At 58.8% G+C, this 14,792-nt stretch carries 15 protein-coding genes; 5 read left to right on the forward strand and 10 right to left on the reverse strand.

The window, feature by feature from the left end; all coding sequences use genetic code 11:
* Positions 1–3: 3 nt before the first annotated feature.
* Entirely contained in the window at positions 4–423 is a 420-nt protein-coding gene (locus tag AB8B29_RS24965) for a heme-binding protein (protein ID WP_113119588.1), read from the reverse strand.
* Positions 424–513: 90 nt separating this feature from the next.
* On the opposite strand from AB8B29_RS24965, the gene AB8B29_RS24970 reads away from it, so the two are divergent.
* On the forward strand, positions 514–1,404 hold the full coding sequence (locus AB8B29_RS24970; RefSeq protein ID WP_113119589.1) for an SMP-30/gluconolactonase/LRE family protein: 891 nt from the start codon (positions 514–516) through the stop codon (positions 1,402–1,404).
* 135 nt (positions 1,405–1,539) lie between these two features.
* On the opposite strand, the gene AB8B29_RS24975 is transcribed toward AB8B29_RS24970, so the two are convergent.
* Positions 1,540–1,773, reverse strand: coding sequence for a hypothetical protein (locus AB8B29_RS24975; protein WP_037199625.1), 234 nt, complete (start codon positions 1,771–1,773; stop codon positions 1,540–1,542).
* A 334-nt stretch (positions 1,774–2,107) separates the two neighbouring features.
* Here AB8B29_RS24975 and AB8B29_RS24980 point away from each other — a divergent pair, with 334 nt between their 5' ends.
* On the forward strand, positions 2,108–2,461 hold the full coding sequence (locus AB8B29_RS24980) for an ArsR/SmtB family transcription factor (RefSeq protein WP_051964083.1): 354 nt from the start codon (positions 2,108–2,110) through the stop codon (positions 2,459–2,461).
* Between the two features lie 61 nt (positions 2,462–2,522).
* Here the strand turns inward: AB8B29_RS24980 and AB8B29_RS24985 are convergent, their stop codons facing one another.
* The 7 genes from AB8B29_RS24985 to AB8B29_RS25015 form a co-directional block, all read right to left on the reverse strand.
* Positions 2,523–3,179, reverse strand: coding sequence for a DUF3313 domain-containing protein (locus AB8B29_RS24985; RefSeq protein ID WP_197072838.1), 657 nt, complete (start codon positions 3,177–3,179; stop codon positions 2,523–2,525).
* Between the two features lie 204 nt (positions 3,180–3,383).
* Positions 3,384–4,763, reverse strand: coding sequence for an ATP-binding protein (locus AB8B29_RS24990; RefSeq protein ID WP_037199628.1), 1,380 nt, complete (start codon positions 4,761–4,763; stop codon positions 3,384–3,386).
* The gene (locus tag AB8B29_RS24995; RefSeq protein ID WP_037199715.1) at positions 4,760–5,482 is read right to left on the reverse strand and encodes a response regulator transcription factor; all 723 of its coding nucleotides are present in this window, start codon (positions 5,480–5,482) and stop codon (positions 4,760–4,762) included. Before AB8B29_RS24995 ends, AB8B29_RS24990 begins: the two co-directional genes overlap by 4 nt.
* 285 nt (positions 5,483–5,767) lie before the next feature.
* A complete protein-coding gene (gene queE / locus AB8B29_RS25000) occupies positions 5,768–6,496 on the reverse strand; it encodes a 7-carboxy-7-deazaguanine synthase QueE (RefSeq protein ID WP_037199632.1) in 729 nt (242 codons plus the stop codon).
* Positions 6,493–6,849 (reverse strand): 6-carboxytetrahydropterin synthase QueD, encoded by a 357-nt coding sequence (queD, locus tag AB8B29_RS25005; RefSeq protein WP_037199635.1) that lies wholly within the window; start codon positions 6,847–6,849, stop codon positions 6,493–6,495. The genes queE and queD overlap by 4 nt, the downstream gene beginning before the upstream one ends.
* Complete coding sequence (gene queC, locus AB8B29_RS25010; protein WP_037199636.1) at positions 6,849–7,559, reverse strand: 7-cyano-7-deazaguanine synthase QueC; 711 nt, start codon at positions 7,557–7,559, stop codon at positions 6,849–6,851. The genes queD and queC overlap by 1 nt, the downstream gene beginning before the upstream one ends.
* 169 nt (positions 7,560–7,728) lie before the next feature.
* Positions 7,729–8,835 carry an aldo/keto reductase gene (locus AB8B29_RS25015; protein ID WP_037199639.1) on the reverse strand — a complete coding sequence of 369 codons (1,107 nt, stop codon included), beginning with the start codon at positions 8,833–8,835 and terminating at the stop codon, positions 7,729–7,731.
* A gap of 142 nt (positions 8,836–8,977) precedes the next feature.
* Here AB8B29_RS25015 and AB8B29_RS25020 point away from each other — a divergent pair, with 142 nt between their 5' ends.
* Positions 8,978–9,889 (forward strand): LysR family transcriptional regulator, encoded by a 912-nt coding sequence (locus tag AB8B29_RS25020; RefSeq protein WP_037199644.1) that lies wholly within the window; start codon positions 8,978–8,980, stop codon positions 9,887–9,889.
* Positions 9,890–10,137: 248 nt separating this feature from the next.
* Complete coding sequence (locus tag AB8B29_RS25025; RefSeq protein ID WP_037199647.1) at positions 10,138–10,545, forward strand: helix-turn-helix domain-containing protein; 408 nt, start codon at positions 10,138–10,140, stop codon at positions 10,543–10,545.
* 365 nt (positions 10,546–10,910) lie between these two features.
* Here AB8B29_RS25025 and AB8B29_RS25030 read toward each other — a convergent pair whose 3' ends face one another.
* A complete protein-coding gene (locus AB8B29_RS25030; protein ID WP_037199716.1) occupies positions 10,911–12,176 on the reverse strand; it encodes a pilus assembly protein TadG-related protein in 1,266 nt (421 codons plus the stop codon).
* Between the two features lie 535 nt (positions 12,177–12,711).
* Here AB8B29_RS25030 and AB8B29_RS25035 point away from each other — a divergent pair.
* Positions 12,712–14,790 carry a bifunctional diguanylate cyclase/phosphodiesterase gene (locus AB8B29_RS25035; protein ID WP_037199650.1) on the forward strand — a complete coding sequence of 693 codons (2,079 nt, stop codon included), beginning with the start codon at positions 12,712–12,714 and terminating at the stop codon, positions 14,788–14,790.
* The last annotated feature ends 2 nt before the right edge of the window (positions 14,791–14,792 follow it).

The following is a 14,792-nucleotide window of genomic DNA, read 5'->3' on the forward strand; positions in this document are numbered from 1 at the left end:
ATCTTATTCGAGATCGGCACCAATCGCCGTGAGGGCAGCAAGGGCGACCTGCTCATCCTGCTCGCCGGAGCCCGATCCGACACCGATCCCGCCAACGACCGTACCCGAAAAGCGGATCGGCAGGCCGCCGCGCAGTCCCGTCGCCTCCCCTTGCGTTGCAGCAGCCAGCAGCAACCTGGCATGCTCAGGCAGGGAATGGCTCGGCGCGCCTATCGAGGCAGCGGTCCGCGCCTTGGCAAGCGCGCTTTTCAGCGACTGGAAACGCGAGCCGCGCATGCGGAACGAACCGAGCGTCATGCCGCTCTGATCGACGATGACGATGCATTGCGGTTGACCCATCGCGGCGGCGGCCGAAATTGCCGATGTCAGCAACGTCATCACACCCTTATCGCTCAAGACACTCGACGCCAGAATGTGGCTCATGCACTATCCTCCCTGCTTGCGGACTGATTTGGATATGTTATCGATAACACATCGATCAGGCGGTGTAACATTATGGGAGGTATTGTCACAATGTCGTTCTTCGAGATCATCGACCCGGTCTTCGGGAAATTCGTCCTCGGCAACGCTCCCGTCAAGCAGATTGCCACCGGGTTCGACTGGGTGGAAGGCCCGGTCTGGTTCGGAGACCTGAATTGCCTGCTGTTCTCCGATATCCCCAACAACCGCATCATGCGCTGGATCCCGGGTGTCGGCACCAGCGTCTTTCGTGAGCCGTCGAATTTCTCCAATGGCCATACGCGCGACCGTCAGGGCCGGCTCGTCAGCTGCGAGCATGGCGGCAGGCGCGTGACGCGTACGGAGTTCGACGGATCGATCACGGTGATCGCCGACAGCTATGACGGCAAGCGGCTGAATTCGCCCAACGATGTCATCGTCGCCTCGGATGGCGCCATTTGGTTCACCGATCCCCATTACGGCATCGCGACGGATTACGAGGGGCATAGAAGCGAGCAGGAACTGCACTGTAACGTCTATCGCGTCGATCCCTCCGGCGCCATGCAGGCGGTGCTGACGGACTTCAATTGCCCGAACGGGCTCGCGTTCAGCCCCGACGAGAAAAAGCTTTATGTCGCCGATACCGGCCGCATGCATAGCGGTGATCCGCAGCACATCCGCGTCTTTAGCGTCGGCGAAAACTGGCGCCTATCGGGGGGAGAAGTGTTCCATGCGATTTCGCCAGGCTGCGCCGACGGCATGCGGCTCGACACCGACGGCAATCTCTGGTCGTCGGCGGCCGACGGCGTGCATTGCATCGCGCCGGACGGGCATGTAATGGGCAAGATCCTGGTGCCGGAAACGGTTTCCAACCTTTGCTTCGGCGGGCGCGGCAAGCACAGGCTGTTCATAACAGCGACCACAAGCGTGTATGCGATTTCGCTCAACCGCAGCGGGACGCTTTAACAAACGGCCGCCGGTAGACAGGCTCTCGATCCTGGGCCGTGGGCCGCCTGTTTACTCAACTACAGGGAATTGAATCTTCGCGACGACAATCGCCGATTACCCGGCGATTGTCGTCGCCACACGCAACTCATGGCTTCAGCGCAGATCGGCCTGCGTGCCAGAACGCAGGCGGATGCGAGCCATCGGCTTCAGGCCGACCGACAGGTCCTGGCCGGCATCGCGTCCGACCGTCTCCGCGCGCTGAAGTCTGAGTGCCGCATCTTGCAACAGGTTCGCCATTCCGGCGACAGATATGCGATCCGCGCGCATGACCTGTCGGATCAGCGGATCTTCAAGAACTTCAGCGATCGTCAAGTCCCTGTGGGTCATGGTTTGCTCCTGTTCGTTAGAGCAGAAGATAAACCGCTTAATTAGCATTGCGATGTCAAAAGCCGGACAAAAACAAGGCAGTCGGTTCGATTTTGTTACAGAATAATTGCAAAACGACTTGCGCACATATTCCCAAATTGCGCTCAGGCCCTAGTTGTCGCGTCACGAAAGGCCGATAAACGACAATTGGCCTGAGTGGGAGGTCCGGTTGCTCCGCGTGGGCGCAACGTTTTGCAACAAATCAGAATATAATTTTGCAACGTTCGCGTTTATTATCGCATGTCGCCTGACCTCCGAAGATTGAACAGCTTCGCTAATAACGATCGGTCGCGTCATGTATTCAGATCAGACAAAAGAAGATGAGCGCCTCATTTACCATGCAGATCTTCTAAGCCAACTCTCCAATCCGAAACGCCTGGAGGTTTGTATCCACCTGTCGGATCACGAGGAGGACGTCAACAGCCTCGCCAAGAGGCTTGGAATATCGCAATCGGCTCTCAGCCAGCATTTGACGCGGCTTCATCAGTCGGGAATCGTCAAGGTGCGCCGTCAAGCGCAATTCCGATACTATACCTGCGACCATCCGGGCGTGCAGCGCATCCTGAAGACCCTATCGGAGATCTTTGAAGCCGATCCGGACCGCACGGCGCAAGACGTCGCCGATAGCTCCGAGCGCAGCAAATCTTGAGGCTGTGCGGGCAATTGCTGCGCAAGCCGATCGGATGATAGCGGCGAGCGCAGGCATCAGGTCACTTCATCTCCACCAGCAAAGCATCGGCGCCTTTGCGAATGCCGACCTTGGAGGCCGCCAGCGACGAAAAGCTCGCGCCGACATTCATGGCGTTCGGATATTGCTTGGTCACGTAGGCGAGTAGAAGGCGATTGCTCACGGTATCGTAGAGCTCGACGGCATAATTCACCGAGCCCGTCATGGAGCCCTCGCGACCGCGTGCCGCCTGAACGGCATTATAGGCACCACCACCTACATCGATGTGCGAGAAGGGACCGAGGACCGGCGTGGTCGTCTTTGCTCCGGTGAGCGTCAAACGAAGTCTTAAGGTGGCAGGGCCGGGAATGTTTGCGATTGCAAAGCGTGTTCTGAGCTTTTCAGTAAATTGCTCCCGCATATAGCTTGCGAGCAACGACTTGTCTCCTTCGGCCATCTTGACGAACTGATTGTCCGAACCGTTGTAGATCGAGACAGGGTCGACGATGATCTTGCTATACAACCGCCAATCGACCTGCCCCTTGTACCGGTAGGGCATACGGCCGGTTTCGTCCTGGCTATTAGGCTGGAGCTGCGGCGCCGAGGCCAGACCGGAATAGACGGTCGGATCGGCGGTCGTGCAGCCCGCAACAGCCGAGCACAAGGCAATCAGCGCGACGCCGGCGATAGATCTTCTCAACAATGATTGAGCTCCTGGAGGAATGTGAATGGAGTTTCCCAGAGCGAGTTCTATTGCGCCGCCGGATTGCGGTGTTTTCTTTAATGTTCGGAAATGTTCGCCTGGATTGCGACCATGGGCCAAAGAGCCTAAATGCCTGCCGCACGCATACGCCGTGGGAACGACGGCCAGACTTCGCTTATGATCGCCGATCAGAGTGGCGATCTAATGCGTCTCGGGCACCTTGCGTGACGCGCCGGCCAATCGGACCACGACCTGATCATGCCCCGGCGGGAGCATGATCTCCACGATGAGGCCATTGGGCTTGCGGTCGAGCAAGGTCAATCTTCCATTGTGGCCTTTTCGCACGATGCCTTCCGCGGTCGGCAAGCCGAGACCGAAACCACCGCCAGCACCCGTCGTGCGGGCCTTGTCTGCCTTGAAGAAAGGCTCAAGAACCCGCGCCTTGAGCTTGTCGCTTAAGCCCGGGCCGTTGTCGCTGACCCTGATCAGCACGCCACCGTTAGCCGCACTCTGCAGTCCGATTTCGATCCAACTTGCGTAGCGGGAGGCATTTTCGACCAGGTTGCTCACGGCCCGCGTGATGGACTGCGGCTTGCACATGCAGGTGAGCCGACGTGGCCCAACGAAGCTCACATCGATGCCCGTCTCCGAAAAATCCGTCGCGATCGTCTGAAGCAGGCTGGAAATATCCACCTTGCGGGACGGCACGCTATGAGAGGCATTCGTCAGGAACGCCAGGCTCTCATCGATCATGGCGCCCAAGGTGGTGATATCGGCAAGCATCTGACGCTGCAGATCCTGTTGTTCGCAGCGCTCGACCCGCATCCGCAGTCGTGTCAGCGGAGTCCTCAAGTCATGGCTGATCGAGCTCAGCATCCGCGTCCGACTGTCGACCATCTCCAATATCCGACTGCGCATGACATTGAGCGAGGTAGCAAGGCTCCTGATTTCCATCGCTCCCTCCGTGACGAAGGGCTTCTCGAGATTGTCATCCATGCTGGCCTCCTCGGCGGCCGCGGCGAAACGGGCGACCGGTCGGGTGATTAGCCGACTGCTGAAATAGGCCAGAAGCGCAATCGGAATGACGATCTTCAAGATCCCGCTTGCCACAGCCGGAAGGAGCCAGAGGTAAGGCGAAAAGACCGGCATGTGAAAGATAAGCGCGCGTTCGGCATCCACTTTCACCACGAGGGCATCGGGTTGCGTCGCGCCGATAAACAGCCACTCGATAGATTGAGAAAAACTGCTTTCGAGCAAGCCACGCACGCGTGTCGGGATGTCGCTCGACGCGTTGGCATCGCCTTCCGTTCGGGTTTGCGCGGCGGGTGCCTTCTCCACCAAAACGCCAAGATCGGCGGCAGACTTCAGAACGGCAGCTTCCTCTTCGACCGAACGGGTGCGCCGGAACTGGTCGAGGACCAACTCGATCCTGCCCGCCAGCAGGCCGATCTGGATGCCCTTGTCATGCCGACCATAGATGTACGGTTCGGAGACCGTGGCAACGACGGAAACGAGAATGGTCAACAGCGTCGCCAAAATGAGGATCTGCGTACGGATGGAGGCGGCGCGAAAGCTCATCATGTCAATCGCTCCACCTTGGAAGCAAACAGATAGCCTCCGAGCCGTACGGTCTTGATGAAGGAAGGCTCCTTGAGATTGGGCTCGATTTTCTGGCGCACGCGGCTGATGTGAGCGTCGATGCTGCGCTCGACCGGTCCGGCCGAACCAGCATGCGTCATCGACAAAAGCTGCTCGCGCGTCAGTATCCTGTTGGGGTTGCGGCAGAAGGCCAGGAGCAGGTCGAACTCCGCCGTCGTCATGGAGACCTCTGCCCCGTCCGCATCGAAGAGCTGCCGGCTTTTCGGATCGATGCGCCAGCCGGCGAAAGACAAGGGCACCAAGCTATCATCGGGTTGCTTGGTGTAAGCGGCTCTTCGCAAGATACTTTTAATGCGGGCCACCAACTCGCGGGAATTAAAGGGTTTTGTCACATAGTCATCAGCCCCGAGTTCGAGGCCTAGAATCCGGTCGACGTCCTCGTGCAGGGCGGTCAGCATAAGGATTGGAACGGTTCGATCTGCGCGCAGCCGCCGGCAGATGCTGAAACCATCCTCGCCGGGAAGCATGGCATCGAGCACGATGAGATCGAAGTCTTGCCGCGAAAGCAGGCGATCCATATCAGCGCCGTTTGACGCGGAGATTGCCCTGAAACCGTTGCTCGTCACGAGCTCGACCAGCATGCCCGCTATATCGGTGTCGTCCTCGACGATAAGAATATGAGATTGTTCGGAAAACGCCATGTCGCGGGTCGCTGCCTTCGCTGGAATGCCGGGCGCGCGATCCTTCGCGCACAAAATTATCTCACCGGACCGTTGATCTGTCACGTTCACGTCCGTGATGCAGCTCCCACGAGAAGGTGACAAGCGCTACCCATGCTCGGTCATAGGTTTCTTCCGACACGATGCCTTTCCAAAAGTTGAAGCTCGGGGAAAATAGCAGGTGCCTCGTGAAGCTGTGTTCGAAAATGTTGAGTTATGTTGCGGCCGCAGAAGAGAAGGCGACGGCCTCCCCGGCTCCGGCCCTGCTCAAACACCGCGCTTGTTGCCCCAGAGGAGCACATGCAATTGCGGTAGGACCCGCGCCTCAAACCACCTGTCATCGCTGACTTTGTCCACGAGCCAGCGCATCCGTTCCATGACACCCTCGATGTCGACGATAGCATCGTCGGCATCGGGGGGCGGCGGCGTATGGTTGCCGGGCTGCAGATAAACAGGCAGTTGCGGATAGCGAGAGGCAGCCGAGCGCGCGTAGGCATAGTCGCCATCATCAAACACGACGATCTTCAGCGCGACCTGCGGCTTTTCCGCCGCCATGCGCAGACAATCGTCGAAGGCGCCCCAATCCGTCACCATGCCGCTTGATGGCGGCTTGGGGCTCAACACAAGCGTGTCGAGCTCAGCGAACCATTCTTTGGCGACGCTCCCCTGCGTTTCCAGCGCGAAGCGATAGCCTTCCCTATGACCGCGGGCAACCAGCGGACCGAGTGGCTGGATGGCCGGATTGCCGCCCGAGAGCGATATCGTCAGCGGCCTGCCGCCGGAAAGCCTCGTCACCTCCAGCCAGACCTCCTCGACCGACAGCGGCTGCCATTGATCGCGATAATCGCTGTCGACCGCGTGCAGCGTATCGCACCAGGAACAGCGGTAGTCGCAGCCGCCGGTGCGCACGAAAATCGTGGGGAGGCCGATCAGGATGCCCTCACCCTGGATCGTCGGTCCGAATATTTCGCTGACGCGAATTCGCGCCTCGCTCATGGCCGGTATTCCGCCCAGGTCTTCGGCGTCTCGCTGACGCGCACCGCCGACGTCTCGGGCAGACGGGCCTTGCACCAATCGTAGAAATGCCTGGCGAGACACTCCGACGTGACGCGGCCATGGCCAAGGACATCGTTCAGATGGCGATGGTCGAAATTGTCGTCGATATAGCGCTTCAGCGGCTGAAGCTCATGATAGTCACGCACGAAGCCATTGCCGTCGAGCTCGGCGGCCGAAAGCTCCACCACGACGATGTAGTTGTGCCCATGCAGCCGCGCGCATTGATGATCGTCGGGAAGATGCGCCAGCTGGTGCGAGGCGGAAAAATGAAACTCCTTGGTGATGCGGAACATCACTTCACCTCCTGCGCCGAAAAGCCCGTCGTCGCGGCTACCCAGAAATCGGGATCCTCGTAATCCGTGGGGTCTTCGACGTCGGCAAGATGGAAGGCTTCGCGCCGCTCGACGCAGGTGCCGCAGCGCCCGCAATGGCGAGTGCCGCCCTTGTAGCAGGACCAGGTTTCGGCGAAGGGCGTCTGATGCCGCGCGCCGTCCGTGACGATATCCGCCTTCGAAATAGTCACAAAAGGCGCATAGAGCGAGACGCTGGCATAGCCTTCCAGAGCGTGGTTCTGCATCTGCTGGAAGGCATCGATGAAGCCCGGCCGGCAATCCGGATAGATGAAGTGATCGCCGCCATGGACAGCGACAGCGACAGCATCCGCCTTTTGCGCCGCCGCAAGCCCGAAAGCGATTGCGAGCATGATCGCATTACGGTTCGGCACGACGGTCGCCTTCATGGTCTCTTCGGCATAGTGCCCATCAGGCACATCTATGTCGTCAGTGAGCGCCGATCCGGTCAGGTGCTTGCCGATGGCGGTGATGTCGATGATCTCATGCGGTACGCCGAGACGCTTGGCGCAGGCTGCAGCGAATTCCACTTCCTTGCGATGCCGTTGGCCGTAATCGAAAGACACGAGGCCGATGAGCTGATGTTCGGCCGCCACCTTGTGGGCGAGCGAAACGGAGTCCAATCCGCCGGAGCAGACGACGATAGTCTTCATAATTCAGGATCCCTTGTTTTGACCGGGTGGGCTGCGACCGGATTTCATTGCCCTTACGGGCTACTGCGCGCTCAGTAGCAGCAGAACTCGGCGGAAACAAGGACTCTGGCACTATAACGGTTTTGGGCCGGCATCGCTGCCGGCGCTTCGTAGGTCGTTGCCTGCAGGTTTAGCTGACGCCGGCAAACTTCCCCGAAATATTCAGATCCGGATAGTAACCGGCCGGCTTGTCGCCCACCGTCTGACCGCCGGTCATAGCGCCCTGGATCTCAGATCCGAAGAAGGAATAAGGGAAGGTCGGCTGCAAGGCGCTGACATCGTCGAGCCTCTGCCGTAACTCCGAGGGAATCTCGAAATCCAATGCGCCGAGGTTGTCGTTCAGCTGCTCCAGCTTCGTTGCGCCGATGATGACCGAGGCCACGCCCGGTTGGGTCATTACCCAGTTTACCGCCACCTGCGCCATGCTGCGCCCAAGCTCGGCAGATACGTTTTCCAGTTCGGCAACGATTGCCCAGTTGCGCTCGTTGAATTTCTGAAAGCCCGGATTTGTCGTCCCTCGCACGGTCTCGAGCCGACCGGCCGTCGGCTCCGCCGCGCTCGGGCGGTACTTGCCGCTCAGAAGGCCGCTCGCCAGCGGGCTCCACGCCATGATGCCGGCGCCATAGCGCGTGCCGAAGGGGATGAACTCATTCTCGATATTGCGCTCCGCCAGCGAATATTCGAGCTGCAATGCCGATATTGGCGCATAGCCTCTGTGTTCGGCAATGGCCTGGGCGCGGCTCGCGTACCAGGCCGGCACGTCCGACAGGCCGACGTGAAGCACCTTTCCCGAACGGACGAGATCGTCAAACGTACGCATGACCTCCTCGGGCGGTGTCAGGCGGTCCCAGCAATGCATCAAATAAAGATCGATATGGTCGGAGTTGAGCCGCTTCAGCGAGCCCTCGACGGCGCGCAGTATGTTCTTGCGGCCATTGCCGGCGGCGTTCGGTGTGTGTGCCTGAAGGTTCATGCTGAATTTAGTCGCGATCACCGCCTCGTCGCGCAGTCCGCGTTCGGCGATGAACTCGCCGAGCCAGGTTTCCGACGTGCCGCCGGTATAGGCATCCGCGGTATCGAAGAAATTGCCGCCAGCCTCGACATAGGCGTCGAAGATGGCGCGAGCTGTCGCCTTGTCCGACCCCCAGCCCCATTCCGTGCCGAAGGTCATGGTGCCGAGGGCAAGCCGCGTTACTTTCAGGCCGCTATTGCCGAGAGTGTAGAATTCCATGCTCATGGATGTGCTCCTCATTGCCGCGTCCGGCCTCGTCCGGATGGTCGATGAAGCCCGTCGGCGATTTGACCTGCACAGGATTCCCCCTTTCCCGCCCTGCGATAAGATCATTTAATTCGCATGCATTGTGCGATACAGTTCATGAATGGATCGCGATCTGCTGCCTCACCTTCCCGTTATCGTCGCCGTGGCCCGCCGCGGCGGTTTCGCCGCTGCTGCCAGTGAACTGGGGATGAGTGCATCTGCTGTCAGCCATGCCGTCCGATTGGTAGAAGAACGGCTCGGCCAGCCGCTTTTCGCGCGGACGACCCGCAGCGTGGCGCTGACAGAAGCCGGCAGGAGCCTGATCGGCACCGTGACGCCAGCTTTGCAGGATATTCACGAACGGATCGAGCGCATCCGCGCCGTCAAGGGAAGGCCAAGCGGCCTTTTGCGCATCAATGCCGCGCGCGTCTGCCTGCCGCTTGCTGTCACGCGGGTGATCGCCGCGATGGCCGAACGCTATCCCGAGGTCGAGGTGGAAATCTTTTCCGACGAGCGACTGACCGACATCGTCTCCGAGGGCTTCGATGCCGGTATACGTATCGGCGAAATGATTGCTCAGGATATGGTGGCGATCCGTCTCACCCCTCCCTTTCGCTCGGTCGTGGTCGCCTCCCCCGCCTATATCGGCCACCATGGACGACCGACGACACTGGGAGAACTTTCCAATCATAATTGCATTGGTTACCGGCTCATCCGCTCCGGCGGTCTCTATCAATGGGAATTCGTCGAGGACGGCCGGGATGTGGCCGTCACGGTCGGCGGTCAAGCGATCGTGACAGAAGCGCATTCGGCGATAGAGCTTGCACTGGCAGGCATCGGACTTGCCTATGCCTTCGAACCGTTGGTGCAGGCGGACATCCAGGCTGGCCGACTGGTTCATGTATTGGCCGACTACGCCGTCACCGAGGGCGGCCTTTTTCTATACTTTCCGCGTCGAGCCGAGCTGGCGCCAAAACTCAGGGCCTTTATCGATACGATAAGGCAAATCGGCCGCGAATCGGCTGTAAACTAGGCCGCGTGTCGGGCTAGGGGTGTCCGCGTGACGCCCTTCGTAATGTTCAGATAGCGCAAACATTGTACCAAATGCGCAAGAATCGGATGCCGTGACGACGGCCGGGATGAATTGACATTGCCGTCTCATATGACACCCGGCAGTCATAAGTCGAGGGCTCTGCCGACATGATGTCCAGGATCCCGCAGCCTCCCGCCCGTCGACCCCCCGCAGTTCGATGGGCTGCACCATCGCCAGAAAGAGGGTCTATGCAAGATACGTCGAAGCGAAAGCCACCCAGCCCAATCGATATCGAGGTCGGAAGACGCATCCGGATGCAACGGCGCATGTTGGGCATGAGCCAGACGGCGCTTGCCGAAGGGCTGAACGTGACGTTTCAGCAGGTCCAGAAATATGAGAAGGGCACAAATCGCGTCGGCGCCAGCCGGTTGCAGCGTGTTGCAGACTGCCTCGGCGTGTCGATTTCGCATTTCTTCGACAACCCGGTAGCCCATTCCAATGCTTCGGCAAACGAGGCAATGGGCGTCAAGAATGACCTCGTCAGCTTCCTTTCATCTGATGAAGGTGCCGAACTCAATCGCGCCTTTGCGAAGATCAAGGACACAAAGACACGGCAGAAGATCATAGGCCTGGTCAAAACGCTGGTCACGGCGTAGCCCACCCGTGGGCCTAAGCGGCATATGCCGTCGCGCGCTCCACGCGATGCTCTGACCGGGCGACAGCCAACCGCTTGAGAGACCGATAGGAGCAGCTCATTTGCGAGCGCAAATCGCGTAGCGATGCTGCGTAGCGCTCTATAATCCCTTCAGAAAATCGAAATTCCTTAATTTTGATCGATGGATGGCGAGCAGGTCACAGTCGTTGCAAATAAGAGGCTCGTTGGAAGCAGCTCCGTCTCGAACCCGAAGCACCCGCATGATGGGCGAGTTCTATCGCGTTGGAGCCAGGAGCCACCCTCACATGCACGGCCGCGCAGACAATCGTGCGACGGCACGACCTGGTCGGTCATCGGATGCACCCGTCAGCCTGTCAGTCGAGGCGTCCGAATGACCTTCAGGAACAGTGCATTCATCGCATCTGAAATACCCTGTGTCGGGCTGACTTCGAAATAGAGGCCGGGCGACGCGCAGTTTTGCAGGTTCGTGCCGATCTGCGATTGGAACGGCGCAATCCAGGTATTGTACCAAGGATTCTGCGGCAGCGGGAAATAGGTCGTATAAAGAATGGCAATCTTGACGTTCTGGTCCTTCAGTGGCTTGCAGAAGGATATATCGAGCGGCTCCTGACAGCGACCACCCGTCGTCGGCTTGGTGCACGTGCTGGGCTTGTAGCTATCGCCAACCCCATCGGTCACGAAGAACAGCACTTTAGCGCGATCCGAGCTTGTCGTTCCGCCGCCGCCCGTGCCGACGATCGGCTGGAGCTGCGTCAACATCGTGTCGAAGCTCGTGTCCTGGTCGTTGTTGTAATTCTGTTTGGGCGTGGTCATCAGATCGACCGCGCCGGTGGAGGTCTTAACCTGAGCCATATCGGAAGACAGAGCGGACACGCTGGTCAGACCCGCGCTTTCCGCCTTGGTACCGAACGTGTAGACGGCCATGCGATACTGGTCGGGGGTCGAGCGGTTAGTGACAGCCGTATCCGTCAGCGATTGCGTTGCCTGCCGTACCACATCGATACGCATCTTGACATTAAGACGTTTCGCTAAGTTATAATAATTATTAGTGGTATCCAGATTGTGACAAGCGAAAGCACAGGTGTCGGTGGTGTTCTTTTGCATCATCGCGATGTCATCCGAAGTGGCGCCCACACCCATCGAAGGCGTGTTATCCAACAACATGTAGAAATCGATGAAGCTTGCCGTCTGATATTGCGCGGAAGCCGTGCCGCTGATCGGGATCGAGGTTTGCCCCATGATCTGCATCAGAGTCGTCGGCACGCTGGCGGAGAAGTTCACCGTCGACTTGACGACATTCGAAACCCTGTTGACCGAAATATTCACGTTGACAGGCACATTTTGCAGGTCGCCGGACGTCTGGCCGAAGAAGAGTTTCCGTGCATCATCCTGACCGACGCTGACGGTGCCGTCGCTGGTCATCTTCAGCGCGGCGGCGACCGCTGGCGACGAGTCAGCGATCGCGCCGAGCGCTGCAGCATCCGCCGCATTATAAAGCTCGGTTCTGGCCATCAGCGCGTTGGTGATGTCTATTGCCATTCCGGCAGCGGCAATCAGGGGAACCGCAAGCAAGACCGTGACCGTAGCGAAGTTCCCGGCTCGATCAGCCATCAGCTTTCGCGATAGCTGCTGAAGTCTGCGGAAGGGTCTGATGCGGGCTTTCGGTCTCTTCACGAACGAGCTTTCATATAATGGAAATTGCATAACATACTAAGCACAATCCATGCTTAGTATAATTTTCAAATATACTTAAATACATTGTCGCGCATAAAGATTGATATTCGGCTAATATCCAGCATTACATTTTAGGATTTGCTGTATTTCCAACAGAGTTACTTGAAACCAAATTTAAGCTTCGAATATTGGAGTCAGTTCTCGGATCAGAGTTCTGACGAGAGATCACCTTCGCTGCTTGCCAAATTCGAGCCGATCGTTGAAATGGCGGGAAGCGCGGCTCTAATGGCTGATCCGCGACGTGATGATGAGATCACAAACCAGTGCGGAAGCGCAGTTTCACGCGATTTGTAGCAAGCGTCTTTACGCGATCTTCAGTGTTCATCCACGAAGGATCTGCGCGGCGATTTCCGGCGCGACGACGGCCTATTAAGGATCTGTCGCTGCCACAAAATAGATTTGGGATTTCTGCGTGCGCGTTCTTTCATGCATCGTCACAGAACATAATTTGTGGCTCGTTCTTCTTGCAGCATTCGTCTGTATCAGCGGTGGATGGATCACGCTCGGCTTGCTGCAGCGAGCAGAAAAAACGCAAGGACTGCAGCGCGGCGGCTGGATCTTCCTGACAGCAGTCGCCGCCGGTTCCTCCGTCTGGTGCACGCATTTCATTGCCATGCTGGCCTATGAGGTCGGCGCTCCTGTCACCTTCGATCCGATCCTTACGATGGCATCATTTCTGCTGGCCGTGGCGGGCTCCAGCGTTGGTTTCGCAGTGATGCTGTCCCGCACACCGCGGCTAGCGCCGGAATTGGGTGGCGCCGGCGTCGGCCTTGCCATTGCGACGATGCATTATACCGGCATGATGGCTTACCACGTCGATGGCATCGTCGAATGGAACCAAAGCTATGTCATCAGCTCCGTCGTGCTTTCGGTCACCTTGGCGGCATTTGCCTTCAATCAGGCGATCCGTCGACCTTGGCGTCTTGCGCCGCAGGCTGCTCTTGTCCTCCTCGTTCTTGCGGTCGTCGCACTTCATTTTACCGCGATGAGCGCCGTATCGGTCACACCATTGGCAACTGACGCCGGCCTTGCCGATTCCTACGCGCTGAGCGCCATGGCCGTTGCGGTCGCCGGCGGCGGCCTGCTTATCATCGGCACCGGCGTCGCCAGTTACATGATCGATGAACGCGCCTCGCGCGAATCCATCGAGAAGCTTCAGCATATGGCGCTCAACGATCTGCTGACCGGCTTGCCCAATCGTTGCAGCTTCAGCGACTATCTTCGCGGCGAGATGGAGCGCGCCAAGGAAGACGGCGCAAAACTCGCCGTGATCGGCATAGATCTTGACCGCTTCAAGGAGATCAATGACCTGCGCGGCCACAAGGCGGGCGATCAGGCCCTGAAGGCCATCGGACGCCGACTTGCTCGCCTCATCAAGGACGGCGAGTTTGTCGCGCGCGTCGGCGGTGACGAGTTTGCGGCGGCCAAGCGCTTCTTGAACCAGAGCGAGTTGCTGGATTTCGTGGCGCGTCTGGAAAAGACCATGTTTGAGCCGATCCGCATCGACGATTTCGAGACCGTGACCGGAGCAAGCATCGGCGTCGCCGTTTATCCCGATGACGGCATCGACCAGGAGCGCCTTGTCAGCAATGCCGATCTCGCGATGTATCGTGCCAAGGCCGATATCGGCCGCGCCGTCTGTTTCTACGAATCCAGAATGGACGAGGCAGCGCGCGCCCGACACACGCTGGCCCAGGATCTGCGCCGTGCCGTCGAACTGGATCAGCTCGAACTGCACTATCAGGTGCAAACCTCGGTCAGCACCGGCGAGATCTGCGGCTACGAGGTGCTGGCGCGCTGGAACCATCCCGAACATGGCCAGGTTCCGCCATCGGAATTCATCCCGATCGCCGAGGAAAGCGGTACCATCCTCATGATCGGCGAATGGGTGTTGCGAACAGCCTGCAGGCAGGCAGCCTCATGGGACAGGCCCTACAAGATCGCCGTCAATCTCTCGCCAGTGCAGTTCGCCCATGCGGATCTTGCCAAGCTTATCCATTCGATCCTGCTTGAAACTGGCTTGTCTCCGGCAAGGCTCGAACTGGAAATCACCGAATCCACCATCATCGCCGACAAGAGCCGCACCCTGCATGTGCTGCGACAGATCCGAACGCTTGGCGTCACCATTGCAATCGACGATTTCGGAACGGGATATTCGTCGCTCGACACGCTGCGCTCGTTCCCTTTCGACAAGATCAAGCTCGATCGCTCCTTCATGAGCGAGGTGGAGCGCAGCATCCAGGCGAAGGCGATCGTCCGCGCCGTCCTCGCGCTCGGCAAGAGCCTTGAAATTCCCGTTCTGGCCGAGGGCGTCGAGACCAATCACCAGCTCGAGATTCTTCGCACCGAAGGCTGTGACGAGGCCCAGGGCTTCTTTCTTGGACGGCCAAAACCGGTCGGCCAGATCTTTCAGCCGGATCATGCTGCCGACGACGGGCTTGGCTCCTCATTTTCGGGGCGTATCCCGCCCGTGCGCATGCGCCGTCGTTAGCG

This window comes from Rhizobium sp. 11_C7_N12_5 (genome assembly GCF_051811145.1).
GTDB classification, from domain to species: domain Bacteria; phylum Pseudomonadota; class Alphaproteobacteria; order Rhizobiales; family Rhizobiaceae; genus Rhizobium; species Rhizobium lusitanum.

Coding starts and splice junctions, on each gene's coding strand:
- AB8B29_RS25030 (WP_037199716.1), bottom strand. CDS start 12,176: ATGGCTGATCGAGCCGGGAACTTCGCTACGGTCACGGTCTTGCTTGCG.
- queD (WP_037199635.1), bottom strand. CDS start 6,849: ATGTTCCGCATCACCAAGGAGTTTCATTTTTCCGCCTCGCACCAGCTG.
- queE (WP_037199632.1), bottom strand. CDS start 6,496: ATGAGCGAGGCGCGAATTCGCGTCAGCGAAATATTCGGACCGACGATC.
- AB8B29_RS24970 (WP_113119589.1), top strand. CDS start 514: ATGTCGTTCTTCGAGATCATCGACCCGGTCTTCGGGAAATTCGTCCTC.
- AB8B29_RS24995 (WP_037199715.1), bottom strand. CDS start 5,482: ATGGCGTTTTCCGAACAATCTCATATTCTTATCGTCGAGGACGACACC.
- AB8B29_RS24975 (WP_037199625.1), bottom strand. CDS start 1,773: ATGACCCACAGGGACTTGACGATCGCTGAAGTTCTTGAAGATCCGCTG.
- AB8B29_RS24965 (WP_113119588.1), bottom strand. CDS start 423: ATGAGCCACATTCTGGCGTCGAGTGTCTTGAGCGATAAGGGTGTGATG.
- AB8B29_RS24990 (WP_037199628.1), bottom strand. CDS start 4,763: ATGATGAGCTTTCGCGCCGCCTCCATCCGTACGCAGATCCTCATTTTG.
- AB8B29_RS25025 (WP_037199647.1), top strand. CDS start 10,138: ATGCAAGATACGTCGAAGCGAAAGCCACCCAGCCCAATCGATATCGAG.
- AB8B29_RS24980 (WP_051964083.1), top strand. CDS start 2,108: ATGTATTCAGATCAGACAAAAGAAGATGAGCGCCTCATTTACCATGCA.
- AB8B29_RS25015 (WP_037199639.1), bottom strand. CDS start 8,835: ATGAGCATGGAATTCTACACTCTCGGCAATAGCGGCCTGAAAGTAACG.
- AB8B29_RS25020 (WP_037199644.1), top strand. CDS start 8,978: ATGGATCGCGATCTGCTGCCTCACCTTCCCGTTATCGTCGCCGTGGCC.
- queC (WP_037199636.1), bottom strand. CDS start 7,559: ATGAAGACTATCGTCGTCTGCTCCGGCGGATTGGACTCCGTTTCGCTC.